A 26,602-nucleotide genomic window follows, 5' to 3' on the forward strand; every position below is an offset into this window, starting at 1 on the left:
TCCTCCTCAAGTAACTTTTCTTTGAGTTCCACGATATCTTGGAATGACTTGATTTTGTCTGCCCCCCCAAATAGCAAATAACGTACCAATAACTACAACAACTCCACCAGTCCAAATCCATTTTACTAACGGATTGACACGAACCACAAAAGTTGCTCGTAAGTCTCTTTCCCATGCACTTATCACAATATATAGATCTTCTTGCCAACTGCTTATCATTCCAACTTCAGTTGAAGGTTGTTGCCAATTACCATAAAAGATTTTTTCTGGTTGAATGTAACCCATCTGTTTTCCATTCTTTTGAACTTTTAAATCAGCAAACACGATATCATTAAGTCCTTCACGTTTTTGAGCTAAATTTTCATATGTAATTTCAAAGTCTGCTATGTTTATCTTTTCTCCTATAGCAACTGTTTTCATAGACTCTACACTAAAATTCTGTGAACCTATAATACCTATGGCAATCAATGCAATTCCAAAATGTACGGTATAACCTCCGTAACGACGACGATTTTTTGAAATTAAGCGAATGAGTGCAAATGGATAACTTTCTAGTGTAACAGAACGTCTTGCTTTAACCCCACGGAAAATTTCAGAAATGTGAGTGAATAGCATAAATGCTACAATAGTAAATCCGAAAATAGGATATGCAGTTTTAATCCCCATAGTAAATAAAAGAACTGCAACAATGAAGGTTAATAATGCTGGAATTAAAAAATTCTTCTGTATGTTTTTTATTGTTGATTTTTGCCAAGCAATTAGTGGGCAAATGGCCATGAGAAACAACAGTGCCAACAATATAGGAGACATTACTGTGTTAAAAAACGGTACACCAACGGTTACTTTAGTACCTCTTACTGCCTCAGAAATTAGCGGGAATATCGTGCCCCAAAATACAGCAAATGCTGCACCTACTAAAATTAAATTGTTAATTAAAAAACTGCTTTCTTTTGAAAAAAAAGATTCAAAATGATCGCTATCTTTTTTAAGTAAATAATACCTACTCATCATGACATACATTGCAAAAATTACAGCTATGCCCATAAAAATTAGAAAGTAAGTTCCTAAATTTGTATCTCCAAAAGCATGTACAGAAGTTAAGACACCGCTTCGTACTAAAAATGTACCGAACAACGTTAGTGCATAGGATAAAATAATTAAAGATAAATTCCAAACCTTTAACATTCCTTTACGCTCTTGTATCATGACGGAATGTAGAAATGCTGTCACCGTTAACCAGGGCATAAATGATGCATTTTCTACTGGATCCCATGCCCAATATCCACCCCAGCCTAACTCTAAATAAGCCCAATATCCACCCAATAAATTCCCAAGAGTTAAAAACAACCAAGCTAATAAAGTCCAACGTCTTGTCATAAGTATCCAGAAGGAATCTACGTTTTTTAAAATCAATGCTGCTATCGCAAAAGCAAATGGAACAGCTAAACCTACATAACCTAAATAGAGTGTTATGGGGTGAATAATCATGCCTGGATCCTGCAGCATTGGATTTAATCCATTACCTTCAGGAGGAATAAATTTGTTTAGTTCAAATGGTTTTGTAGTCGTTAATAAAATAAAATAAAAAAAGATCACATTCCCTAACATAATTGTAGAAACATAAGGAACCATCGGATTTCCTTTCATTTTATTAGAGAACGCAACCATTGTGGTGTACATCGTTAACAAAAATGTCCACAGTAATAGTGAACCAGCATTTCCTGCCCATAAAGCTGAGAGTTTATATACAATTGGAAGATCACTGCTTGTGTACAAGGATACATATTTAAATTGAAATTGACTGGTTGCTAGGGCATATAATAGAAAAATTACCGCTACACTTGTTAGAAGAAATAATGTCAAGACTCCATTTTTGCCACTATTCACCCATTTTTGATCTTGCTTTATTACTCCAACAATGAATGCAATGAATGAATAAATAGAAATAGCTAAACCCAAATAGATTGTCAGAACTCCGATATTATGCATAATATACCCTCATTTCAATGAACACTACTGTTTGTTAATCACTCTCTATTCCATCTCTTGATCATGTAACTCAGGATCGTATTCTTCTCCTTCATATTTTGAAGGACATTTCGTCTGAACCTTCTCTGCTGTGAAGGTCCCATCATCATGAACAAAACCTTCAACAATCACAATCACATCTTCACTGAAATTATCTGGTTTAACACCCTGATGGACAACGGACAAATTATTCCCGAATTCATCTTCTATTTGGAAACTAAGTTCAATTAGATCAGCATTCCATTGAATTGAGTTTTCTATTAAGTCACCCTGTGTCATTAAAAAACGCCCTTGAAATTTATGAGGCTCTAGTATAATTTCCTGCAAAGTAAGCTCAGAACCACTAGTTTTTGTTGTAGCTCCAACTAATAAAATAATAATTGCAACAAAAACTGCACTAAAACTTATGAGCATCTTTTTATTCTTTTTCATAAATTTCACCTCTTTCATAACTTTTCAACTCTCTATATCCTTCTCTATTTTTTTTGAGGAGGAAAAAAATCGTTGGTAGCATGTTCATTTTTCTTGAAATTATCAGGTTCGTCATAAACAGCTTTTTTAACTTTTTCGATTTCTTCTTTTAATTCATTTATGTCTACGTCCAGTTTCACTAGCTCCTCAGTTGCTAAAATAATCGCTTCACTAGAAGCTTCTACAGATGTTTTCAAAGCATCCATTGAACCTTGAGGATTGTGGAAGCCAGTTGAGTTTTCAGCAGAAACAATATCCCAGAACCATTGTCCCTTTCTTACTAAATCCTGCGCTTGTTTGATTTTATCTTCTGATACACCCGATGTAATCATTTTGTTCACATAATAATGTGAGATTATCGAAATATCCCCTGCTTTATCCAATGCATCTTTACTCATTTCCTGAATTGATTCAACTTTGCCCTTTAACTCCTCTTCCGTTTGATCAGAATGACAAGTACGACAAGATTGATCAATTGTTTTTAGAGGTGAAGTCCAAAAATGACTCGTAATTTTTTTTCTATCATCTTCACGAGTATATGGCATATGGCAGTCAGAACAGCTCACTTCCGCCTTCCCATGTGTACCTTCAGCCCATGTCTCATACTCAGGATGTTGTGATTTTAACATTGGTGCACCTGAGACATTGTGTATCCAATCTTGGGAGAATCCAGATTCCATTGCAATAGTTTCATAATATTCAAACATTTCCTCAGGTTGATAACCTTCTGACCAAGGGAACGTAACAGCTTTATTTTCTGATTCAAAATAATATTCTACATGACATTGCGCACAAACATAAGTACGCATTTCATTTAATGTTGGATTAGATATATCTTCACCCTTTTCTAACATTGCTGTAGCAAACATGGGACGAGTCACTTGAAGTTCCATCGTTTCAGGATCATGGCAATCTGAACATCCTATTGGAGAATGACCCATTTCTTCTGCTAGTGGGATAATTTCATTACGGAAATTTTTATTCCAGTACTCATCACCAAAATGATCTATCATACTTGGAACGGCAGTACTTTTACAGGTAAAACAAGAACCAATTGACTTATCATTAATTCTAGCGATTGAAATATTATCTTCTACTGCGTAAATGTGTCCACGGTCTTCATTATATTCCTTAGCAAATCCGTAACCATTAAATAATATAGGCGCAAACGGTTCTTTATTATGTTCAAACTTTGACGCAAGAACAGAACCTCCAAACCTTGTATCTTCCATCTCTAAGTTTCTTTGATAACTAGCATAATGAAGAGGAAAAAGATTCTCAAAAGCTTCATTGCTGATTTCATCAGGAGAAAGACCTGTTAGAGCTACTTCAGATGTTCCTTCTGTATTTAATTCACAAGCCGACATGATGAAAACTGTCAAAGTCAAAACAGTACAAACAAGAAACAAATGTTTCAAATTAACCATCATTTTCATTCCCTCCTACTCTCATTTATACCTTTAATGTTGTACGTTCCTGGTTCATATAATTGCTCGGATTTAATTTTATCTTTTTTGCCATGAGGTACTTGACGATGACATTCAACACATGTACTTTTCACATTATGACTTACATTGTTGATAGAATTCTCGTGACATGAAACACAATTTTCTTGAACGACTTCAACAGTTGCAGCTTTTGCATGAATGACATCTGGAATTTCATCAACGTTTAGCGTATTCATATAAATATCATGTAAACCTGCCTTTGATTTAAACAAAATTTTCTCTACAAAGTTATCAGTTGGTGCATGACATGTATTACAATCTAAATTTGCATGTATTGAATCAGAAAAACTGCTATAAGCTGTATCCATAGGGTGACAAGTAGAACAAAATTCAGCGGAATCAGTGTAATGTAATGTTTCTGCACTTGCTACCGTAAAAATAAGACCTAACAAAATACCTATAAATAAAATTAATCTTTTATCAAGCGCTTTTATTTTTTTAAACATCCTCTCACCCCTTTTGCAAGAAATAGTTCCTTATCTACAATGTATCATTTAGAGAAAATGAATAATGTACCAATTAAATGAACAAAATATGGAATTTATTTGTCTGTATTTATTTGTATCCTTTATATTTGTGAAATAATTCACATAAGTTTCAAAATTGGCAATTCGACAATAATGACATGTTTTCTAATAAAATATTTTTTTTTAGATCACATGATTTGACAAACTTCTAAAAATGGTTCGTGTAAACTTATTTTATATTTTTCTGATAAACGGAAAACATAAAGAAAATGAATTAATATTAGGAGTTTTTTCATGAAAAAGAAGTATATTTATATATTAGGTGCAGTGTTGCTAATTTTCACTTCTAGTTATTTTCTAAAAAACACAATTAAACTTATGGCATTTAATTGGTTCTTTTCTCAACATCTTGATGACATACTAGAACAATCATATGAACCATTGACATATGAAGGAAATATTTTGGAGTCAGATGAAAACGTTGAAACGAACCAAATAAATAATCCAAATCTTATTAACTTTCAGCTGTTTCCAAGACAAACGCAATTAAAGGATAAAAATGAAACAGTATATGGTACAACAATTAAAAACACTGAACCTTTTGCGACATTACTATTAGGAGAAGATGCAAGGGGAAAAGAGCAAGGCAGATCAGACAGCATGATCCTGTCTATCATTAGACCATCTGATCTTAAAGTGTTGCTGCTATCTATACCTAGAGATACTTACGTAGAGATACCGGGTAGAAGAGGAAAAGATAAAATTAATCACGCATTTGCATTTGGTGGAGTGAAGCTTGCGAAAGATACAGTTGAACATTACTTTGATATCTCCATTCAATATTATTCTAAAATTAATTTTTATGGCTTTAAACAGCTTATTGATGCTCTGGGTGGAGTAAGCCTGCCAATTGAGAAAGATTTAATTAAATATACCTATTCACGAGCAGAGATTATCGTTGTTGGAGGTAAAGAGAATTACACTGGAGAAGAAGCATTAAATTATGCAAAATTTCGTTCAGATTCACAAGGTGATTTTGGAAGAACAGAACGACATCAAGAAGTTATTATAGCTATTTTAGAAGAAGCGAAAAAACTATCAAATATAACGAAAGTATTTGATGTCATCGAAATTGTAGGTGAAAACTTAAAAACAGATATGAAACCTAACATGATAAAAGAATTAGCTAACTTATATTTAAAATCAGAAAATCCACAAATTCACACATACACATTGAAAGGCATTGCTTCTAATGATAACCCTCAAAAAATTTGGTACGATCATGTTAGTGAAACAGAATATACCAAAGTAAAAACAATGATTGATGATTGGCTAAACTCAGATACCTCAGAAGATGAATTAATTGAATACTTTAAATAACATAAAAAGCCTTAGGTTCGTAGTATTTTCTTAATCCTAAGGCCTTATATGAAAGTTTATATAAATTAATTATTCCTCAATTTCTGCTTTTGGACCAAAGAATTCATAATGTATATGTTGTAAATCTACTCCCCACTTATTTAATCCTTTATATATAACCTTCATAAAGGGTACTGGTCCACAGAAATAAAAATCAGCTTGATGTGAAGGTAAGATGTTCTTCAACCATTCCATTTCAATAAAACCTTCTTTTTCAAAACCATTAGATTGTTTATCTTGTTCAGTAGGAGCTTGATAACAAACTAATGATTTTAACTGATCATGTTTTGCTGCAAGCTGCTGAACATGATCTCTAAAAGCGTGAAACTCACTATTAATTGCTGCATGAATAAAATAAACTGGGCGTTTTGGTTCTTTTTCAATTAACGTATTTAACATGCTAATCATAGGAGTAAGACCAACTCCACCACTAATGAGAACAATTGGAAAATCATGTTCTGAATTTAACACAAAATCTCCTGCTGGTGCACTTATTTCCACAATATCTCCTTCATTCACATGATCATGCAAATAATTTGACACTAAACCATCAGGTTTATTTTCAACCCCTAATTCTCTTTTTACGCTGATTCTGTAATAATTTTTATCTGAGGAATCAGATAAACTGTATTGTCTGATATGCGTATTTTCCCTCCCTTCTATATTCATTTTTACACTAATATATTGACCAGGTTGAAAGCTTGAAATAGATTTACCATCCTCTGACCGTAAATAAAAAGAAGTAATCACCTTACTCTCTTCAACTTTTTTGTAAACCTCAAACTTTCTAAAGTCTTTCCAACCGCCATTAAGTTGTTTTGCATCTTGGTACATTTGATGTTCAATGGAAATAAAGACATCAGCTATGACTCCATAAGCCTCTTCCCATGCACTCAAAATTTCATCAGTAGCAGCATCTCCTAAGACTTCTTTTATAGCTAATAACAAGTGTTTACCAACAATCGGATATTGCTCGGGTTTAATTCCTAAACTTCGATGTTTATGCCCTATTGTTTTCACTATAGGGAGAATGGCTTCTAAATTATCTATATTGGCAGCAGCGGCTAATACAGACCCAGCTAAGGCTTTTTGTTGTCTTCCTTGTTTTTGATTGGCATGATTGAAAATGTTTAATAACTCAGGATGATTACTAAACATAATCTTATAGAAATGACTTGTAATTTCCTCTCCATGTTCCTGCAATACTGGTACTGTTGATTTAATAATATTAATTGTATCTTGATTCATTGAATGTTCACCCCATAAAAGATGTATTTTATTTACTTCTTTAATATAATCTATAACAAGTATTTAAAATACATGTTTAAGTTACAACTTTTTGAACGATTAAAGGTATAATAAAAGAACAATGTTCAATTGGAGTGATGGAATGATGCGATTAACAAATTATACAGATTATACTTTAAGGGTCCTACTCTACTTAGCGACTCAACCTAAAGATAAAATAAGTAATATAAAGGAAATCTCTGAAACTTATGGAATCTCTAATAATCATTTAATGAAAGTAGTTTATGAATTAGGGTTGTTAAAATTGATCCATACCATTAGAGGAAGAGGTGGTGGAATTAAACTTGCTTCTGCTCCAAAAGATATCAATATTGGGTGGGTGGTAAGACAAACTGAGAATAGATCTAACATAGTAGAATGTTTCGATAAAGAAAATAATTCTTGTATTATAAGTCCAGTCTGCAAACTTAAAAATGTGTTAAACGAGGCGTTAAATGCATTTCTAGAAATATTAGATCACTATACATTAGAAGATCTATTAACTAATGAACCTGAATTGAAAAAAATATTAATGAATCACTCACATGAGTGAATTTAACAGTAAACAAAAAAACCGCCAGAGGCGGTATTTTTATTCTTATTAGTTAACTTTTTTCTTGAATTTAGACTCACTTACACTTTCATAAATGAAAATAGTTGCACACACAATTGTAATCCCCAAAGAATATCCCGCCATAATATCAGTAAAATAATGAACAGAGAAATAAATTCGATTTAAACCTAACAAACCTATCAACAAAACAAAAATGATAGAAATAATCCATTTATTTATTGTTCTTTTTGTATACTTCACTAAAAAATAAGCTATTAAACCATAACATACCAGTCCAACGAGTGCATGCCCGCTGGGGAAACTAAACCCTATTCCATCAACTGCTATGTTTACTTCAGGTCTAGGTCTTTGAAAAAAATCTTTAAATGACCCTTTTAAAATCTCACTTACTGCAACAGCAATAGGTAAAATAATTACACCTATTAAATCTCGCTTCCTCCATCCTAACCAGAGCATTGCTAACAACACTACGATTGGAATAGACCAATAGGTCACTGCTTCAGTTAAAAGAGTTAGAAAACCTGATAAAAAACTGGGAACATATTGATCCACCCATTCTAAAACCTGTATGTCAAGAGTTGAAGGATTATTTATATCTAATGAATAAACCAAAAATACAAAAAGTGCAAGTGATAGTATAGATAAAACTAAAATATATGATTTCGATTTTGAGTGCAATGTTAATTCTCTGTCTTGCCTAGATATTTGAGCCACGCCATTTAATACCTCCACAATCATTAATGGTGATGCTATTTTTGTTATCTTAACATAGTATATCAAAACAATAGGTAACATTACATTTTTTAAAGTTACATTTTAGTTTTTCATTCTAGGATCTAAAGCATCTCTTAATCCATCTCCCATTAAATTAAAGCCAAGTACAGTTAACATAATTGCAATCCCTGGGAAAAACATTGTCCAAGGTGCTTGTACTAAATATTCCTTTGAATCTGCTAACATTTTTCCCCATTCTGGATTTGGAGGTTCTGCTCCTAACCCCAAAAAACCTAATGCAGCAGCTTCAATAATAGCAGTTGCTATAGCTAATGTACCTTGAACAATAATTGGAGCCATACTGTTCGGTAAAATATGACGAAATAAAATTCTACGATCTCGCATCCCAATTGCTTTAGCCGCTGTAATATATTCTTCTTGTTTGATACTTAAAACTTTTGATCTAATTAAGCGGCCAAAATTAGGCACATTAATAATAGCGATAGCAATCAATGCATTTCTTAATGAAGGTCCTAATACTGAAACAATTGCAATAGCAAGTAGTATACTAGGAAAGGCAAGCATAATATCAAAAAATCGAGAAATAATCGTGTCTATCCAACGCCCGTAATAACCTGCTAAAATTCCCAGTAAACAACCAACCACGATAGATCCAATAACTGAAACGAATCCAACCCATAGTGATATACGAGCACCATGAATTACCCGAGATAAAACATCTCTTCCGAAATCATCTGTTCCTAACAAGTGTTCACTTGAAGGCGGCAATAATCGATCCGCTAGTTTTTGCTCATTAATGCCTTCGGGCGCTATTACCGGAGCAAATAATGCTAAAATTATAAAAATGGTAACGATAATTAAACCTACAACGGCTAATTTATTTTTTTTAAAACTTTTCCAAGCTTCTAACCACAAGAGAAAACGAGTTCCTCCTACGGATTGCTGTGGAGCTTTATTTGGAGCTAGTTCTGCCATAAGTAATCCTCCCCTTTGTTTAGGAGTTTTTCATATTTTATTAGAATGTTAATTGTATTTAATTCTAGGATCGATAAATGCATATAATAAATCAACAATAAGGTTAATCATTACAAAAATAGTAGCTACAACTAATATTCCGGACTGAATGACAGGATAATCCCGAAATTCAATTGCATTATAAATATATCGCCCAATCCCAGGCCATGAAAATATAGTTTCTGTTAGAATTGCTCCACCTAACAATAGTCCTGTTTGTAAACCGATTACAGTTAATACTGGAATGACTGCATTTTTTAAAGAATGTTTATATACAACCCAAAACATCTTCTGCCCTTTTGCTCTAGCTGTTCTAATATAATCAGAACGCATAACTTCTAACATACTGGAACGAGTAATTCTTGCAATAATAGCCATTGGTATAGTTGCCAGGGCTATACCAGGCATAATCAAGTGTTTTAACACATCTATAAACTGATCCATTCTACCTTGTAATAGCGTATCAATTAAATAGAAATGTGTAATGGTTTCAACAGGATTTTTAACATTTTCTCTCTTTGAAGGAGGTAACCAATCAAGTTGAACAGAAAATATCCACTGTTCCATCAAACCTAGCCAAAATATTGGCATGGAAACCCCTACGAGTGCAATGACCATTGCTGTATAATCAAACCAAGATTTTTGAAACCACGCGCTGATAATCCCGGCATTCACACCAACAACTACAGCAATAAGCAAAGCCACGAAGGAGAGCTCAAAGGTAGCCGCCAAATAAGGCCATATCTCTTCACTTACCTCTGCCTTCGTTCTAAGTGATTCACCTAAATCCAACGTGAATAACTGTTTTAAATATTCAAAATACTGAGTAAACCATGGTTGGTCAAGCCCTAGTTCTGCCCTTAAACTGTTAATGGCATCCTCCGTAGCAAGCTGACCTAAAATCACTTGAGCAGGATCACCTGGAATCGCTCGAATCATAAAAAATACGATAAACGTCATTCCAAACAAAACGGGTATCAACATTAAAAGTCGTCTAATGGTATAACTTAACACTATGATCACCTCTTCATATACCCATAATTACCCCAAAAAGTGAAGTATGCACACGGATGTGATTGCCGAGTACTTTTCAGGGACCCCGGATTAAAATGAAGGTTTCTTCCTTCGGGAGCCCGATGATTACCAATACTTTAAGAGGGCTCTGAGCCACTAATATAATCACATATGTGAGTTGATGCTTCGATATTTATCCCCTTTGCAGGTATCGAAGTCAAAATTGTTTCTTTCCTTTAAAAAAGGGGAGGTTTAAGCTCCCCTTTTTTGAATTATAACTTAGTCAAAATAAACTTTTGTTAAAGCTTGAGAACCTGTTGGATGAGCGAAAAAGTCATTAACATTGTTCTTTCCACCTAGGATTGGAGTTGAATGTACTAAAGGAATCCATGGCGCATCTTCATGAATAATCTCCTGTGCTTGTTTATATAGGTCTTCACGAGCTGTTTGATCAGGGTTTGATTGTGCTTCAATTAAGATGTCATGTAATTGATCATTACTGTAATAAGTATAGTTGTTACTTCCGATGTTGTCTTTATCTAACAAGACATACATAAAGTTATCAGCATCTCCATTATCCCCAGTCCAACCTAATAGGAATGCATCTGCTTCACCATTTCTTGCTTTTTCTAAATAAGTAGCCCATTCATAAGATACGATTTTAGCCTTAACACCAATTTGTGCAAAGCTACTTTGAATAACTTCTGCTACTTTTTGACCGTCAGGCATATAAGGACGTGGTACTGGCATAGCCCACAATTCCATTTCGAAACCATCTGCATATCCAGCTTCTGCTAACAATTCTTTCGCTTTTTCCAGATCGTAAGGATATGGATCGATGTCATCATTATATCCAGCAATTACAGGTGGTAATGGATTTTTAGCTGGAACTGCTTGTCCTGAGTAGAAAGCTGCAATAATACCTTCTTTATCAACTGCATGATTTAAAGCTTGACGAACAAGTTTTTGATCAAATGGTGGTCTTGTATTCGTTAAACCTAAATAACCAACATTCATAGAAGGTCGAACGAACAATTGCAAGTCGTCTTCCCCTTCAATTCTTGTACTGTCGTTTGGACTAACTCCATCCGCAATATCAATCTCTCCCGCAATTAATTCATTTAATCTTGTTGCGTTATCTGGAATAGAAACAAATATAACTTTTTCTAGTTTTGGATAATCCTTCATCCAATAATTTTCATTTTTTACTAAAACTACGCGATCATTTCTTTTCCATTCTTGAAATACAAATGGGCCAGTCCCTACTGGATTTTCTGTAAAGCTCTCCCCATGCTCTTCTAAAGCAGCAGGACTAGCAATCGCAAACGGAGGCATTGCTACATTTTGTAGAAACGGTGCTTGTGGTCGACTTAGTGTAAATTCAACCGTAAGCTCATCAACCGCTTTTACTTCTTGAATAACATGACCTTCATCCCCTTTGAATCCTCCAAACATAGATCCATAATAATAGAATGAAGATTTTTCACCATTTGCCCAACGCTCAAAGTTATAAACAACTGCTTCTGCATTGAAGTCCGTTCCATCATGGAACTTTACCCCTTCACGAAGATTAAAAGTGTATGTTAATCCATCATCACTTGTTGTCCAATCAGTTGCCAAGCTTGGTTCAATAGAAGTATCTACATCACCATATTTCACTAAAGTATCATAAATGTTTAAAGTTACTTTAATAGACTCACCATCTGTGACTAAAGCAGGGTCTAAATCAACTGAATCAGCGCCACGTCCAAACACTAGAGTGCTTTCTGTAGAACTCTCCTCTGATTGTTGGTTCTGATCATCTTTAGTACCCTCATTGTTTTCATTTGTCTCCCCTTGTTTTTCTTCAGTTGGAGCTTCAGAGCCACAACCAACTAAAGCAATCCCCAGAACAAAAATAAACACTAGTGCAAGAAAAATACTCTTTTTTTTCATTTCTTTTTAACCCTCCTATTTTTTATCTATCACTAAAGCTGCTCGTTCTTGTTGTACAAATGACAAGCAACATAATGATCTTGCTCAATTTCTTCAAACTCTGGCTGAACTGTCTTACAAATCTCCATACATTGTGGACATCTTGTGTGAAAAGAACATCCTTGTGGTGGATTTGATGGACTTGGCATTTCCCCTGTTAACTCAATATGTTCCCTCTCAAATGTAGGATCAGGAATAGGCACTGAACTTAGAAGAGCCTCGGTATATGGATGCAGTGGTTTGTTATAAAGCTTTTCACTGCTTGATAATTCTACTATTTTACCTAAATACATGACGGCTACTCGATCACAAATATGTCTAACAACCCCTAAATCATGCGCTATAAAAATATAAGTTAATGAAAATGCCTTTTGCAAATCATCTAGTAAATTTAATATTTGTGATTGAATAGAAACATCCAATGCAGAAACAGGTTCATCAGCGATGATAAGTTTTGGTTTCGTCATTAGAGCACGTGCTATACCAATACGCTGACGCTGCCCACCGCTAAATTGATGGGGATACCGCTTTGCATGATAGCTGCTCAAACCTACTGTTTCCAGCATTTCGATAACCATTTCTTTGCGTTCTTTAGGGGTACCTATTTTATGAACAATTAAAGGTTCTTCTAATATTTTCTCAATGGTATGCCTAGGATTAAGAGAAGCGAATGGATCTTGAAAGATCATCTGAACATCTCTTCTAACCGTACGCAATTCACCTAAACTAAGTTGGGTTAATTCCTTTTCGTTAAATTTGACCTTTCCATCAGTAGGTTCGTGTAAGCGAAGAAGTGTTCTTCCAGTTGTAGATTTTCCACAACCACTCTCCCCCACTAGACCGAAGGTCTCCCCTTCAAATACAGAGAACGATACATCGTCTACCGCCTTTACTTCCCCTATTTTCCGCCCTAAAATTCCACCGTTAATGGGAAAATACTTCTTCATTTTTTCAACTTGTAATAGTGTTTTTGGCATTCGTATCTTCCTCACTTTCCTGATGTAAAAAGCAACGAACTTTATGGTTAGTTTCAATTGAAACTAACTCTGGTGTTTCCACTTTACATTTATCCATGACAAAATCACACCGATCAGCAAATCTACACCCTTGTTTAATAGACCCAGGGATCGGTACATTTCCTGGAATTGAGTACAAACGACTCTTTTTATCACGAATATCAGGTACAGATTGAATTAAACCTTTAGTATATGGATGCTGTGGACTCTCAAATATCGTTTTAACATCCGTTTCCTCAACTATTTTTCCTGCATACATCACAATGACTCTTTCACATATTTCTGATACAACGCCAAGATCATGTGTGATAAGTATAATGGATGTATTTAGCTGTTTATTTAATCTCTTCATCAAAGCCAAGATTTGTGACTGAATTGTAACATCTAAAGCTGTAGTTGGTTCATCAGCTATTAATACTTTCGGTTCACAAACCATTGCCATTGCAATCATAACTCTCTGTCTCATTCCTCCAGATAACTGATGAGGATATTCATTCATCAATTCCTCTGCACGAGGTAGTCCGACTAACTTTAAATATTCTATCGCTTTCATTTCCGCTTGTTTTTTACTCCATTTACGATGAATTAAAATCGCTTCCATGATTTGATTACCAATGGTAAAGAGCGGATTCAAAGAAGTCATAGGTTCCTGAAATATCATAGCTATCTCATTTCCACGTATATCTCTCATTTTTGATTCGGAAGCTTTTAAAATATCTTCATCGTTAAAAATAATCTCTCCGCCCACAACTTTACCGGGAGGATGAGGAACTAGTCCCATTATAGAAAGGGAGGTAACACTTTTACCGCATCCAGATTCTCCTACTATCGCAATAATCTCCCCTTGTTTTAAGTTGAAATCTACATCGTCAACAGCTGGCACTTCGGATTTATCCATAAAAAAAGAGGTTTTCAGTCCATTTACCTGTAATACAGAAGTTTCACTCATTTCTTTACCCCCAAGACATACAATTTAAAGTTAGATAAGTACCGATAAAACCATCGTCAAAAGCATTATAATCATATGATTTTAGATTTATTAGAACAGTTCCATTCAAGTGAAAGCGCTTCATCCCTTTCTTGTAAAATTGGTATAAAGTAATGGCCTTCATAAAATATGGAAAACAATAAGTAACCAAAATAAACATTTTGAATTTAATTTAGTTTAGAAGTTCTATGGTGTAAACAAAAACAGTGAAGTTAAAAAATCTCTGAAGTTGATATGACAGTTTACGTTAAATCTATTAAATGCTCTAAAGAGGTTAGGTATCTTACAGGAGTATACATAGAAATTGATAGTGAATAAGTTAAATGTTGAATAATTATCCACTCTTATACTCACAGATGTAAGGTTTTATATTTATTGAAATATTATCATATTCCTATTCTTTTTTCTATATTAAATATAAATTAATTTCACTGAAGTTTATATTCCCTTGATTATATAAGCATTTGTTTATTTATAATTTAAAGTTAATCATTATTAAAATTACTGGTAATATCAAGAATTTTTCACTATTTGATCACACTAAAATGTGACATTTTTTTGTTGTAGAAATAAATCTAGTAAGTTAATATGAATGAATAGATTTTAGATACAAATAGCACTTAGAAGAAAGTTGGTTATATATGATAGGTTTTGTTGTGAACCCCGTTTCTGGGAATGGAAGGGGTCTTAAAGTTTGGCATGAAATTAAGCATATATTAAATGAAAAAGACATAAACTATGTTGAAAGTTTTACTAATAAAGCAGGTTCTGGAACAGATTGTACACTAAATTTAATTGATAAATATAAACCTAATATCGTTGTAGCAGTTGGAGGTGATGGAACCGTACACGAAGTTATCAATGGAATCTATCAAGCTGACGTTAACAACAAAGTCCATTTTGGATATATTCCTTCTGGCTCTGGAAACGACTATGCTAGAGGAGTAAACTTGCCAAGACATCATTTGAAAGCGCTTAAAATCATTTTAAACTCAAATGAACGTAAAACAATAGATCTTTTAAAAATTGATAATGAAGTCGCGGTATGTTCTATTGGTGCAGGTTTAGATGGGAAAATAGCTCAAATCACGAATGAAGCTAAGTATAAAAAATGGTTGAATGGACTTCGTCTTGGAGGATTCGCTTATGTTATCTCATTATTTAGAGTATTATTTTCTTTTCGTACCAGTGACATTACTTTAAATATTGATGGAGAACTAAAACAACTTAAGAATGTTTGGTTTATCACTGTTTCCAACTTTCCATACTATGGGGGTGGAATGCTCATTAATCCAAATGCGAGCCCGACTGACGGGAAAGCGGAGATTTGTATTGTTAGCAACATTAATCACTTAGAACTTATAACACTATTCCCTCTCGTATATCTTGGAAAACACGCTAGACATAAAGCAGTGAGTTTCTTTTCTGGGGAAAAGATAGAATATGTGCCTAATCATTACTTAACCACCCAGGCAGATGGAGAGACGATTGCAGTGAATAAATATAAAATCGAAGTATTGGCCAAACACATTACAGTTATCAAATAAACTTCAAATATTGTTTAATAAATTTCATTATATAAAACAATGGTTGAGAAATTCTATTAATACGTTATACTATAAATTAAATATATATTATTTATACAAAAAGGGGGAATAAAAATGAAAAAAAGTTTATTACTTATATTATTGATTAGTATGGTTGCTTTATTAGCGGCGTGTGGCGGTGGAAGTGACAAACTTGTAATAGGTACTGATGCTGCATTTGCACCTTTTGAATCACTAGATGGTGAAGATATTGTTGGTTTTGATGTAGATTTATTAGCTGCAGTAATGGAAGAAGCAGATCTTGAATATGAACTAAACAATATTGGTTGGGACCCTATCTTCCCTTCATTGAAAAATGGCAGTATTGATGTTGCAATTTCGGGAATAACAATAACAGAGGAACGTGATCAGGAATTTGATTTTACTAGACCATATTTTGAATCCACTCATATGATCGCTTTTTACGAAGGAACAGATATTCAATCGGCGAATGATTTAGAAGGTAAAGTAATTGGAGTACAGACAGGTACAACAGGTCAATTTGCAGCAGAATCTATTGTTGGTGAATCAAACCCTAACCTACAATTATTTGAAACAACAGCACTTGCACTAGCAGCTTTAAAACAAGGAAATATTGAAGCTGTAGTTACTGATATTGCAGTAGCTGCAGAATTTGTTAAAAACAACCCTGACGATAACATTCAGCTTGTATCAGATGCAGAAAATTTTGAAGCAGAATATTATGGTTTAATGATTGCAGATGGTAGTGAATTAAAGGAGCCGTTGGATAAAGCATTAACAACCGTCATTGAAAACGGAAAATATGCTGAAATTTATGAAAAATGGTTTGGAACATCACCTGATGTTGAAACATTAATAAATCAAAAATAGTTTGAATTGACACATTAAATTCAAGCGTAGCGCGAACAAGCGGTACGCTTTCTTTTTTGAAAGTTCTATTATGCTTTTATGAAGAAAATGGAGTGAGTTTATGCAGGGCATTAAAGATTTTTTTAGTTGGATCTGGGAATATGTTAGTATTTTTTTTAGTTGGATCTGGGGATATATTAGTGATCTTTGGATCTGGGGATACGTATATAATTGGTTATTAAATGATGTTGGAATTAGAATAGATGTAATTGTAGATTATTTCCCATTATTTATGAAAGGAACCTTATATACATTAGGTATTTCTATATCAGCAATTCTTATTGGATGTGTACTTGGACTATTTATTGCTTTTGGTAGATTATCTCCATTTTCAATTATTAGACTGCCGTTTATCTGGTATATAACATTTTTTAGAGGAACTCCTTTATTAGTACAAATTTTCATCATTTACCTTGGAGTAGCCCCTCTTTTCATTAGTGGTGCTGGTACTACAAAAGCTGTTATTTCAGCCATAATTGGACTCTCTTTGAATTCAGCAGCTTATTTAGCAGAAATTTATAGAGCTGGTATTCAATCTATTGATAAAGGACAAGTTGAAGCTGGACGATCATTGGGAATGAATAAAGTTCAAACGATGTGGTATATCGTATTGCCACAATCCATTAAAAGAATGATCCCTCCATTTGGAAACGAATTTATTACTTTAGTTAAAGATTCGTCTCTGGCTTCTGCTATCGCAGCTCCAGAAATACTTTATTGGGCTCGAGCAGTAAATACAAGGTTCTTCATTACTTGGGAACCATTTATATTGATTTCTTTAATATACCTTGTGATAACCTTATCTCTAACTTACTTATTAAATTACATCGAAAAGAGGTGGAATATCGATGATAACCGTTAAGAATCTGAAAAAATCCTTTGGAGATAATGAAGTCCTAAAAGATATTAATCTTCAAATTGAACCTCAAGAGGTTGTTGTTATCATCGGCCCTTCAGGATCAGGAAAATCAACCTGCTTACGTTGTATGAACTTATTAGAATCCATTACAGCTGGGGAAGTTTATATCGAGGGTGTGAATCTTACAGACAAAAACACTAATATAAATGATATTCGTACAGAGGTAGGGATGGTTTTTCAGCAGTTTAATTTATTTCCACATAAATCTGTGCTTGAAAATATTACGCTTGCACCGATAAAAGTGAGAAAATGGTCTAAAGAAAAAGCAAATAAAGTAGCATTAGATTTACTGGAAAAAGTAAACTTATCAGAAAAGGCAAATGCGTATCCAGATTCATTGTCTGGCGGACAAAAACAACGTGTTGCCATTGCAAGAGCCCTAGCGATGGAACCTAAAATCATGCTGTTTGACGAACCTACTTCTGCACTTGATCCAGAAATGGTTGGGGAAGTGTTAGATGTTATGAAACAATTAGCCAAAGAAGGTATGACCATGGTAGTCGTAACTCATGAAATGGGATTTGCACGTGAGGTTGGGGACCGAGTTATTTTCATGGATGAAGGTTATATTATTGAAGAGAATGTACCTGAGAAACTATTTGATTTCCCATCTCACGAAAGAACAAAATCATTCTTAAGCAAAGTACTCTAAGATTGTTAATGACAAAACACTTATATAAAACGAAGAAAAACCAGCAAATCTGCTGGTTTATTTTTTGATTATAAATTCATTGTTGAATGACCACATTGTGGGCAAACGTCAACCGAAATCTCTAACACTTCATCGCAGAAGGAACAAGTAAATCGATCCTCATTTCTAGGCTTGATATTTGTATATTCATGGTCTGCAACATATACATTCCGTACAACCTTCATCTCGAATTTGTGTCCACAAACTGAGCAATAATTGTTATCAATATCTACTAAATGACCACAACTACATTCTTTTTTATTTGATAATTCTTTTATTTGTAAATCAATTTGTTTGATTTCATTTTTTAATTGTTCAATATCTTTACACATTATTTCCATGTCCTGATCCAACTCGACTAGAGCTTGTTTTTGATATTGATCATATATTTTTTCACCAATATACATAAACTTATTATCTATTTCTTTTTGTTTGACAGAAATTTTAAATTTTAATTGATTGATTTCAATCACTTCTTTTGCTTTACTGCCTGCTTCAGAAAACCCTTTCTTCAATTTATCTAACATGCTCATCATCCTGCGCTCCTTCAATGATCTATTTGCTTTATTTTAAACCACTTCGTTTACAATCATATTATGATCAAAAACATACATTGGTTAATCATAATTATCATTATAAATGATTTCATTAATTGATCTATTAAACTACTACATTATCTATTAACTTTACGTAAATTAGTTAAATAAAGTTTCAGAGATAGAGCCAAAGACTCATTAAAAGCTAATCGCTTCATAAAAGATTTTAAATCACAATTTATTTTATTGTTTTAACTTTTACTAAAGCTGACAGATCTATATCTTCTCCTTCAATTACGATAGCTGTCATTCCTTTATCAGAAGTTGTTTCATGCCATTCACCAGGCTCCCAAAAAGCAGCTTGGCCTTCTTTAATTGGTGTTTTTACACCCTCTTTACCACGAACAAATCCTTCACCTTTTACTACTAGAAATAATTGAGCACCTACTGCTTGGTGATGACCTACTATACCATCACGACCAATGAACATACACCACCATCATAGAAGAACCCCAGTTTTTTGTAACTAATTGCTTCACTTGATTACTTATCTCGTTTGTTATTTCTTTAATTTCAATCACTTTTCATAACCTTCTTTTAGTTTATTTATTCTTTTTAATGTTTAAGATTTTACAACTTCGTTTCAATCCGAATGCTTCTGCAAATCTACAAATTTTTGAGAAGCCTTTGAAATCCATTTATCTTTCCTGTAAATCAATTGACTATAGAAATTCAAGTTAGGGTTCACAAAAGGTATCATTTTCAACCCCCTATCTTCTATATTATCCTCAACCGCAAAATATGGTAGAAATGCAATTCCCCAGGAATGTTCGACACCTTTTTTTATCGTCTCAATGCTGCCTAGTTCTAAAGAAATATTAAAAGTAATGAAATGTTTATTCATTTCATTAATCAAGAATGCACGATATGTGCAACCTTCTTCTGTCAGAATTAATTTCTCATTATCTAAATCTTGGATTGTAAGCTTCGATTGATTAGACAGTGGATGATTTCCTTCCATCAAAATGACCATATTTTGCTTTTTTATAGAAATGGTATTTATCTCTTTTGAAGAGTATGGAACATCTAATATTAAACCAAAATCAATTTCTTTGACTTTTACTCTATGAATTATATTAGCTTCAGTATCTAGTATAATACGAACCCTAATTTCTGGATAACTCTTTTTAAATTTCTCTAAAATATTTGGTAGATAATATATTGCTAAAGTCTCTACTGTTCCAACTGTAATGATTCCTGTGTCTTGTTTTATAATTTTTTCTTTTGCTTCTTGATGTAATGATAGAATCTTTTTTGCATAATCATATAGCACTTCACCAGTGATTGTAGGTACCATAACATTTCCTTTTCTCTCAAGGAGTTTCACATTGCCATATGATTCTTCAAGTTTCTGAATATGGTTGGTTACACTAGATTGAGCGTAATCTAGTTCTAACGCAGTTCTTGTATAACTACCCCATTTAATGACCTCACAAAAAGTTTTTAGATATAGTAATTCCATCCGCTATTCACCACCTTATCAGTAATTATGATATTTAATATCAATAAATATCTATAACTATAATACAGATAATAAAGTAAAATGAAAACGAAATAATTTTATTTGGGAGGAAAAAAGGATGAACACAAAACCTAAATTTTCATTGGTATTACAAACTGAAGCAGCTGATCCAAAAATAGCGTTTCAGCACTTTACTTCAAGACTTTCATTCGAAACAGATGTAGCCGATCTCTTAATCGATTTAAAAAAAGGATGTGATCATTTCATTATTGTTGATGTTCGAGAAGCTGGTTCATACAAAGAATGCCATATACCTGAGGCTATCTCTTTACCTACGAATCGGATAAACGCGGAAACAACAAAATTATTTCCCAAGGAAAAAGTATTAATCACTTATTGCTGGGGACCTGCCTGTAATGGAGCAACAAAAGCTGCCGCGAAGTTTTCAGAACTTGGTTTTAAAGTAAAAGAATTAATAGGGGGTATTGAATATTGGCGTAATGAAGGTGGCGAAGTTGAGGGTACTTTAGGAAAAGAAGCTCCTTTATACTGGAAAATACAATCTTAATAAAAAATGCCGATTTCCTAAACGATAAGGTCGTCGGCATTTCTTTTTTTATATTTCTAAATTCTTAATTCAAATAAATTTATTCAAATTCTCATTCAATTCAGAAACAAATGCTTTGCGTGTACTCAAATAAAATTGATTGTGACTACACATATGAACACGTATAAGATTGGCTGATCTTAATATCATAATGTGATGATGAAGATTTCCTTTAGCACCACCAATTACATTTAAAATATCCGTAAATTTATATTTATCCTTAGAAAGTAGTTGGAGTATATCCAAACGTTTTTGATCTGATAATGCTTTAGAAATGGAATATGTTTTTTCTCTTGCAGTTTCATTTTGTACAGGATACCATACATACATTTTTTCTTTGAAAACACTAAACGTATGCAAAGGCTGAAAGTGTATAGACGGAATAAGAACAACTTGTTTTATGGATGGAATATCAATTCTAAGCCCCGTTGCAAACTCCTCTATTAAATTTTCTGGTGAGCTCTTATTTACTCTTTCTTTAAATCTCGCTAATTCATTTGACATCGTATACTCTACATCTTCATATATAAAATACTGTTTATTCCATTCATACAGAAGATCACTATATATTTTTTTCTGTTCCTCTATATGGAGCAAAATATGAGAGTCTTCTTTTCTTAAGTGTGATGCAAGTAGTTCATATATTTTTACCGTAGATAAATTTTCAAACCAACCTAAAAAAGATTCTATATCCTTCTTTTGTGGACATTCTTCAATAAGTAAACACAACACATCTCCAAAAGCTAGATCATTCCATAGCTCTAGTTTATTTTTAAATGATGCTGTTATGTTCTTATTCACCTTTTCAATCCATTCCATACCTTTATATAAATACTTTAAATTTTTTCTTACTTTATATAAATGAAGACTTAAAAGTAGTTCATAGGTATTTGAATTTTCAAGACTAACTCGATAAGACATTCATTGCCTCCTATTTGGGAACATAATAAACTCATCATACCAAAACAAAAATAGAATGAAAAATAATCTTACATAATATATTTACATTATATTATATTTCATTTATTATTGAACTTAAAATTAGTTCAATATATATTGAACTAAAAATTTTTGTTGGAGGTATTTATTCATGAAGCCACATTACTATCATCCTACTCAATGGAATATAAAAAAATTGTACCCAAATGAAATTGACCATTCGTTGTCTAATGAACTACATGAAATTAAACTTTTATTAAACCAATTAAAAATTGAACCAGATTCAGAATTAATAAAAGATCATTTAGTGGATAAACAAAGGTTATACACTCTAGCGGATGTGAGGAGCAGGATTGAAAAAGCAGACTACTATTGTTACTGCCTTTACTCTGAATCAACAGATCATGTAGTTCTTTCCTCTTTACAAAACGATATCAATCAATGTAAAAATGATTTTCGTTCTTTATTAATAATTTGGACAAAATATATAAACCAGCTTCCTATTGAAATTAAAAAACAATGGACTACTATTCCTTATGTAGAATCTTTTTTTTCCAATTTAATAATGGACTATAATGATGAGCTTAAAAAACATTTAATTAACCTTACAAAAACAGAATTAACTCAATGGAACCAATTCTATAACCAGCTTAAAAATAAATTAGAAGTTAATATGAATGATGATGAACAGAGAAATGTGCTGTCTTATGTTCAAGCAAATGATATAACTATGAATCATAAAAACCTAAATCAAAGAGTTAAGGCATTCAACGCTCTAACTAACTCATTAGATAAAGAAAAGGAATTATATGCTACGGTTTTAAATCAAATTACTCGATTAAGATTAATTCAAAATCAAGATACAAAAAAAGAAGATATTTTATCAGAATCGCTGCGAATCAATGGGATTTCCAATAAAACTCTTCATACAATGTGGAGAACAGTTGATGAGAACAATGAAAAATTAACTTCTATTCTAAATTTTAAAAAGAAAAATGAAGGTACAAGTACATGGCATCAATTTATGACAGATCAAATAGAATTACAAACCAAAATCCCTTTCTCTAAAGCCGCAGAAGGAATCTATTGTTCATTAAAAGAAATAGAAGTGGAAATGGCACAATTTGTACTAAATGCCATTGAAAATGAGTGGGTAGATGCACAACCTAGAGAAGGAAAACACCCGGGTGGATTTTGCGTACCATTTATTCGAGATGGGGAATCTAGAATCTCTTTACGTTACGATGGAACGATACAGAGTGCAAGAATTCTAGCACATGAGTTAGGACATGCGTGGCACTTTAGACAGTTAAAAGATACTCCCTCTCTCACCTTTTTAGAAGATCATTTTCCAATGAGTATAGCAGAAAGCTCTTCTATTTTATTTGAATTTATTTTTATAGATCATTTCATAGAAACAAGTGATCCAGAAACTAAAAAATCAATATTAAATTATAAATTACAAAATAGTATCAATTATTTAATGTCTGTTCGTGGTGCCTTTATGTTTGAACAGCTATTGTATGAACACAGTATAGAAGGTCCATTAAACGCTAACCAAATAGAGGAATTATCTATCCAATCACAAAAAAAAGCATATTATGATACCTTTAAGCAATACCAACCCTTTGTTTGGATAAAATATGGACATTTTTACAACCCTAGCATCCCATTCTATAATTACCCCTATACTTTTGGGTATTTATTGAGTTTAGGCCTATTCACCATAGCAAAACAGGAGGGCATAAAATTTAGTGTTAAATTCAAAGGATTCTTAAGTGAAACTGGAAAAAAGCCTGTTGAAGAATTATTGCAACAATACTTTCATATTGATCTTAAGAACCCAAACTTTTGGCAACAGTCGATAGATCATATTTTAAAAGATATAGAAGAATACATTAAGCTAGCAGATATAAAATGAGTTTTAGTATTACGTCAGGCTATTACAATATAATAACCCAATCAGGGTATTAATTTTGTACTCATCTTTCAAATTAAGTTATAATCAATATGATAAATATTCAAAATAAGGTGGAATAAAAATGAATAATAGGACTGCTATAGTGACGGGGACATCAAGCGGTTTTGGTTACTATACTGTAATCGAACTCGTTAAATTAGGTTTTCATGTCATTGCAACAGTAAGGAATCAAGAAAAGGCCAATCAATTAAAAGAAAATCTTGAAAGCAAAAATATAGATGTGCAACAAGTCACTATTGAATTGTTAGAATTAACAGATACAAATTCCATCCAATCTTTTACAGATAAACTACATAACTATAATACTATAGACATACTTGTGAATAATGCCGGATTTGTTGTGGGGGGGTTTGTTGAAGAAATCTCTATTGAACAATTTCATAAGCAGTTTGAAACAAATGTCTTTGGATTAATCGCTGTAACTCAGGCTGTTATCCCTTTTATGAGAAAACAAAAACAAGGTAAAATCATTAATATAAGCAGCGGAATGGGCTTAATGGGGTTTCCATCTATGTCACCGTATGCTGCCTCAAAACATGCTGTAGAAGGTTTTACAGAATCTTTAAGATTAGAATTAAAACCGTTTGGCATTCATTCCGTTTTAATTGAACCGGGTGCATATGCAACGAGTATGGTCCCAGATTATCAGAATGTAGAACAATCCTCTCCTTACTCACAATTTAATAAAAACGTTCAGAATTCAATTAAGAATTTCGATCAAGGAAACCCTATTGATGTAGCAAAATTGGTTGCAGCTATTTCTCAAATGAATAAACCAAAGTTAAGATACCCCATTGGAAAAGGAGTAAAATCACAAATGTTTATGAAAAATCTTCTACCATGGAATATGTGGGAAAAAATAATGTTGAAAGTTCTAAAAATGTGATTAGAATACAAACGGATCTCACGACTTGTACTATTCAAATAGACCTTTTTCATAAGACGGTCTATTTGATATTACCTCTTAATTAGCCGAAGGTTCTTAATTAAATTGATACTATACCGTTTATCCATTTTTTCAGCGATTGTGGATTAACCTTAAATTCCATGATGTTTTTTTTATTAGGTGTAGTCTAAATTTATGTATTCAATCTCCACCTATTATTTTTATAGCGAATCCATAAACAGATAGCTCTAAATAAGTTATCAAGACCTATTGCTATCCATATTCCAGCAATTCCCCACCCAAGGTATATCCCTAAAAAGTAAACCCCAATTGTTCTTATTAACCAGATTCCAATTGCCGTAATATACATAGGGAATTTTGTGTTTTCTCCTCCTTGATAGATTCCCGTTAAAATAAGAACGATTGCAAGGACGGGTTGAATGAAAGCATCAATCTTTAGTGCAAGTGCTATTTGCTGCATTACAACAATATCACTTGTAAAAAAAGACGCTGCCCAGTTTCCTAAAAAAAATAACAAGATTCCAAAAATAGTCATGCAAGTTGCACCTAGGATCATAGACATATTTGCATACTTCTTTGCTCCATCATAATCATTTTCACCTAGTTTTTGACCTACTAGAGTAGTAGCAGCTGTGGCAAATCCGTATCCAATCATATAAGAGAATATCTCAATATTTCCTGCAATTTGATGAGCTGCAAATGTATTGGTCCCTATTGCTACAATCATTCCAAAATAGAGCACCTGTCCTACTCTCATCACAAGTCTTTCTCCAGCAGCAGGAGTACCTAATCTCATTAAATTTAGCTGTGATTGCTTATCAATCTTCCAATTTTCCTTTACAATTTGTATGGATTTTGATTTAAACATATACATAGATAGTCCAATCACTCCAATTAATCTAGATAGAACTGTTGCCCATGCTGCCCCTGCTAAACCAAATGAAGGAATGAAGAAAAAACCAAAGATGAGTATGTAATCTAATAAGATATTCAATAAATTTGCCATAATACTTACTTTCATAGGTGTTTTTGTATCTCCTGTACCTCTTAAAATACTACTAAGGACAAACATTAATGAAATCAAAATAGAGGGAATAGCTACAATACGAAAATAAGTCATGGCATGAGCAAGAACATCTTTTTCTACTCCCATAAGTTTCAAAAGTGGTTCAGCAAAGAATAAAGAAATGAGTCCAAACAATACTCCTGCAAAAATAGATAGAATAATAGCTTGCTGTCCGATTTGGCTCGCTTTGTTTTTGTTCCCTGCCCCAATATTTTTAGCAACAAAAACATTTGTTGCAACTCCAAGTGCCATGAAAACTGCAAAGTATATAGCTAATATAGCATTAGTTACACCAACAGCTGCCACTTCTATTAATCCTAATTTAGAAACAAATAGAGTATCTACAAAACCAAGAATAGTTTGAAAAAAATTTTCTATTACTGCTGGTAAGGCTAGAACAAGTATGAATTTAATTATTTGACTATTTGATTGGGATGAACGTAAAGTATGTTCCATAGTAGG

General features: G+C 33.0%; 25 protein-coding genes. 9 read left to right on the forward strand and 16 right to left on the reverse strand.

All coding sequences use genetic code 11. From position 1 onward, the window contains the following. Positions 1 to 6: 6 nt before the first annotated feature. The 4 genes from VQL36_RS14775 to VQL36_RS14790 are packed head-to-tail and all read right to left on the reverse strand — an operon-like array spanning position 7 to position 4,453. Entirely contained in the window at positions 7 to 1,989 is a 1,983-nt protein-coding gene (locus tag VQL36_RS14775) for a heme lyase CcmF/NrfE family subunit (protein WP_349250054.1), read from the reverse strand. 45 nt (positions 1,990 to 2,034) lie between these two features. Next, positions 2,035 to 2,460 (reverse strand): cytochrome c maturation protein CcmE, encoded by a 426-nt coding sequence (locus tag VQL36_RS14780; protein WP_349250055.1) that lies wholly within the window; start codon positions 2,458 to 2,460, stop codon positions 2,035 to 2,037. A gap of 44 nt (positions 2,461 to 2,504) precedes the next feature. After that, a complete protein-coding gene (locus VQL36_RS14785; protein ID WP_413789576.1) occupies positions 2,505 to 3,926 on the reverse strand; it encodes an ammonia-forming cytochrome c nitrite reductase subunit c552 in 1,422 nt (473 codons plus the stop codon). A 5-nt stretch (positions 3,927 to 3,931) separates the two neighbouring features. After that, positions 3,932 to 4,453: a cytochrome c3 family protein gene (locus VQL36_RS14790; RefSeq protein ID WP_349250056.1), complete on the reverse strand. Its 522-nt coding sequence runs from the start codon at positions 4,451 to 4,453 to the stop codon at positions 3,932 to 3,934. Between the two features lie 315 nt (positions 4,454 to 4,768). Between VQL36_RS14790 and VQL36_RS14795 the strand changes: the two genes are divergently transcribed. After that, a complete protein-coding gene (locus VQL36_RS14795; RefSeq protein WP_349250057.1) occupies positions 4,769 to 5,854 on the forward strand; it encodes an LCP family protein in 1,086 nt (361 codons plus the stop codon). A 69-nt stretch (positions 5,855 to 5,923) separates the two neighbouring features. Here the strand turns inward: VQL36_RS14795 and hmpA are convergent, their stop codons facing one another. Further along, entirely contained in the window at positions 5,924 to 7,141 is a 1,218-nt protein-coding gene (hmpA, locus tag VQL36_RS14800; protein WP_349250058.1) for an NO-inducible flavohemoprotein, read from the reverse strand. 145 nt (positions 7,142 to 7,286) lie between these two features. Here hmpA and VQL36_RS14805 point away from each other — a divergent pair, with 145 nt between their 5' ends. After that, positions 7,287 to 7,733, forward strand: coding sequence for an Rrf2 family transcriptional regulator (locus VQL36_RS14805; protein WP_349251189.1), 447 nt, complete (start codon positions 7,287 to 7,289; stop codon positions 7,731 to 7,733). A 48-nt stretch (positions 7,734 to 7,781) separates the two neighbouring features. On the opposite strand, the gene VQL36_RS14810 is transcribed toward VQL36_RS14805, so the two are convergent. The 6 genes from VQL36_RS14810 to VQL36_RS14835 form a co-directional block, all read right to left on the reverse strand. Beyond that, positions 7,782 to 8,468, reverse strand: a complete 687-nt coding sequence (locus VQL36_RS14810) for a phosphatase PAP2 family protein (RefSeq protein ID WP_349250059.1) — start codon at positions 8,466 to 8,468, stop codon at positions 7,782 to 7,784. Between the two features lie 102 nt (positions 8,469 to 8,570). Then, the gene (gene nikC / locus VQL36_RS14815; protein ID WP_349250060.1) at positions 8,571 to 9,464 is read right to left on the reverse strand and encodes a nickel transporter permease; all 894 of its coding nucleotides are present in this window, start codon (positions 9,462 to 9,464) and stop codon (positions 8,571 to 8,573) included. 48 nt (positions 9,465 to 9,512) lie between these two features. Next, entirely contained in the window at positions 9,513 to 10,517 is a 1,005-nt protein-coding gene (locus tag VQL36_RS14820; RefSeq protein ID WP_349250061.1) for an ABC transporter permease, read from the reverse strand. Between the two features lie 279 nt (positions 10,518 to 10,796). Further along, on the reverse strand, positions 10,797 to 12,452 hold the full coding sequence (locus VQL36_RS14825) for an ABC transporter substrate-binding protein (RefSeq protein WP_349250062.1): 1,656 nt from the start codon (positions 12,450 to 12,452) through the stop codon (positions 10,797 to 10,799). 32 nt (positions 12,453 to 12,484) lie between these two features. Beyond that, positions 12,485 to 13,468: a dipeptide ABC transporter ATP-binding protein gene (locus VQL36_RS14830; protein ID WP_349250063.1), complete on the reverse strand. Its 984-nt coding sequence runs from the start codon at positions 13,466 to 13,468 to the stop codon at positions 12,485 to 12,487. Then, positions 13,443 to 14,456 (reverse strand): ABC transporter ATP-binding protein, encoded by a 1,014-nt coding sequence (locus VQL36_RS14835; RefSeq protein WP_349250064.1) that lies wholly within the window; start codon positions 14,454 to 14,456, stop codon positions 13,443 to 13,445. The genes VQL36_RS14830 and VQL36_RS14835 overlap by 26 nt, the downstream gene beginning before the upstream one ends. Before the next feature lie 680 nt (positions 14,457 to 15,136). On the opposite strand from VQL36_RS14835, the gene VQL36_RS14840 reads away from it, so the two are divergent. The 4 genes from VQL36_RS14840 to VQL36_RS14855 all read left to right on the forward strand — a co-directional run bounded on the left by VQL36_RS14840 (position 15,137) and on the right by VQL36_RS14855 (position 18,543). Next, positions 15,137 to 16,042: a diacylglycerol kinase family protein gene (locus tag VQL36_RS14840; RefSeq protein ID WP_349250065.1), complete on the forward strand. Its 906-nt coding sequence runs from the start codon at positions 15,137 to 15,139 to the stop codon at positions 16,040 to 16,042. Positions 16,043 to 16,156: 114 nt separating this feature from the next. Next, on the forward strand, positions 16,157 to 16,933 hold the full coding sequence (locus VQL36_RS14845; RefSeq protein WP_349250066.1) for a basic amino acid ABC transporter substrate-binding protein: 777 nt from the start codon (positions 16,157 to 16,159) through the stop codon (positions 16,931 to 16,933). 100 nt (positions 16,934 to 17,033) lie between these two features. Continuing rightward, positions 17,034 to 17,834, forward strand: coding sequence for an amino acid ABC transporter permease (locus VQL36_RS14850; RefSeq protein WP_349250067.1), 801 nt, complete (start codon positions 17,034 to 17,036; stop codon positions 17,832 to 17,834). Further along, on the forward strand, positions 17,821 to 18,543 hold the full coding sequence (locus VQL36_RS14855) for an amino acid ABC transporter ATP-binding protein (RefSeq protein ID WP_349250068.1): 723 nt from the start codon (positions 17,821 to 17,823) through the stop codon (positions 18,541 to 18,543). Before VQL36_RS14850 ends, VQL36_RS14855 begins: the two co-directional genes overlap by 14 nt. Before the next feature lie 68 nt (positions 18,544 to 18,611). Here VQL36_RS14855 and VQL36_RS14860 read toward each other — a convergent pair whose 3' ends face one another. The 3 genes from VQL36_RS14860 to VQL36_RS14870 form a co-directional block, all read right to left on the reverse strand. Next, on the reverse strand, positions 18,612 to 19,115 hold the full coding sequence (locus tag VQL36_RS14860; RefSeq protein ID WP_349250069.1) for a zinc ribbon domain-containing protein: 504 nt from the start codon (positions 19,113 to 19,115) through the stop codon (positions 18,612 to 18,614). A 241-nt stretch (positions 19,116 to 19,356) separates the two neighbouring features. Then, positions 19,357 to 19,608: a cupin domain-containing protein gene (locus tag VQL36_RS14865; protein ID WP_349250070.1), complete on the reverse strand. Its 252-nt coding sequence runs from the start codon at positions 19,606 to 19,608 to the stop codon at positions 19,357 to 19,359. Between the two features lie 153 nt (positions 19,609 to 19,761). Continuing rightward, the gene (locus VQL36_RS14870; RefSeq protein WP_349250071.1) at positions 19,762 to 20,640 is read right to left on the reverse strand and encodes a LysR family transcriptional regulator; all 879 of its coding nucleotides are present in this window, start codon (positions 20,638 to 20,640) and stop codon (positions 19,762 to 19,764) included. Positions 20,641 to 20,758: 118 nt separating this feature from the next. On the opposite strand from VQL36_RS14870, the gene VQL36_RS14875 reads away from it, so the two are divergent. Next, entirely contained in the window at positions 20,759 to 21,208 is a 450-nt protein-coding gene (locus tag VQL36_RS14875; RefSeq protein ID WP_349250072.1) for a rhodanese-like domain-containing protein, read from the forward strand. Between the two features lie 69 nt (positions 21,209 to 21,277). On the opposite strand, the gene VQL36_RS14880 is transcribed toward VQL36_RS14875, so the two are convergent. Then, positions 21,278 to 22,168: a winged helix-turn-helix domain-containing protein gene (locus VQL36_RS14880; protein WP_349250073.1), complete on the reverse strand. Its 891-nt coding sequence runs from the start codon at positions 22,166 to 22,168 to the stop codon at positions 21,278 to 21,280. A gap of 169 nt (positions 22,169 to 22,337) precedes the next feature. Here VQL36_RS14880 and VQL36_RS14885 point away from each other — a divergent pair, with 169 nt between their 5' ends. Both VQL36_RS14885 and VQL36_RS14890 read left to right on the forward strand, forming a co-directional pair. Continuing rightward, positions 22,338 to 24,107 (forward strand): M3 family metallopeptidase, encoded by a 1,770-nt coding sequence (locus tag VQL36_RS14885; RefSeq protein ID WP_349250074.1) that lies wholly within the window; start codon positions 22,338 to 22,340, stop codon positions 24,105 to 24,107. Between the two features lie 121 nt (positions 24,108 to 24,228). Next, on the forward strand, positions 24,229 to 25,053 hold the full coding sequence (locus VQL36_RS14890) for an SDR family oxidoreductase (RefSeq protein WP_349250075.1): 825 nt from the start codon (positions 24,229 to 24,231) through the stop codon (positions 25,051 to 25,053). 193 nt (positions 25,054 to 25,246) lie between these two features. Here VQL36_RS14890 and VQL36_RS14895 read toward each other — a convergent pair whose 3' ends face one another. After that, the gene (locus tag VQL36_RS14895; RefSeq protein ID WP_349250076.1) at positions 25,247 to 26,596 is read right to left on the reverse strand and encodes an MATE family efflux transporter; all 1,350 of its coding nucleotides are present in this window, start codon (positions 26,594 to 26,596) and stop codon (positions 25,247 to 25,249) included. Between the last annotated feature and the right edge of the window lie 6 nt (positions 26,597 to 26,602).

The sequence above is a fragment of the Chengkuizengella sp. SCS-71B genome (assembly GCF_040100845.1).
In the GTDB taxonomy this organism is placed as follows: domain Bacteria; phylum Bacillota; class Bacilli; order Paenibacillales; family KCTC-33759; genus Chengkuizengella.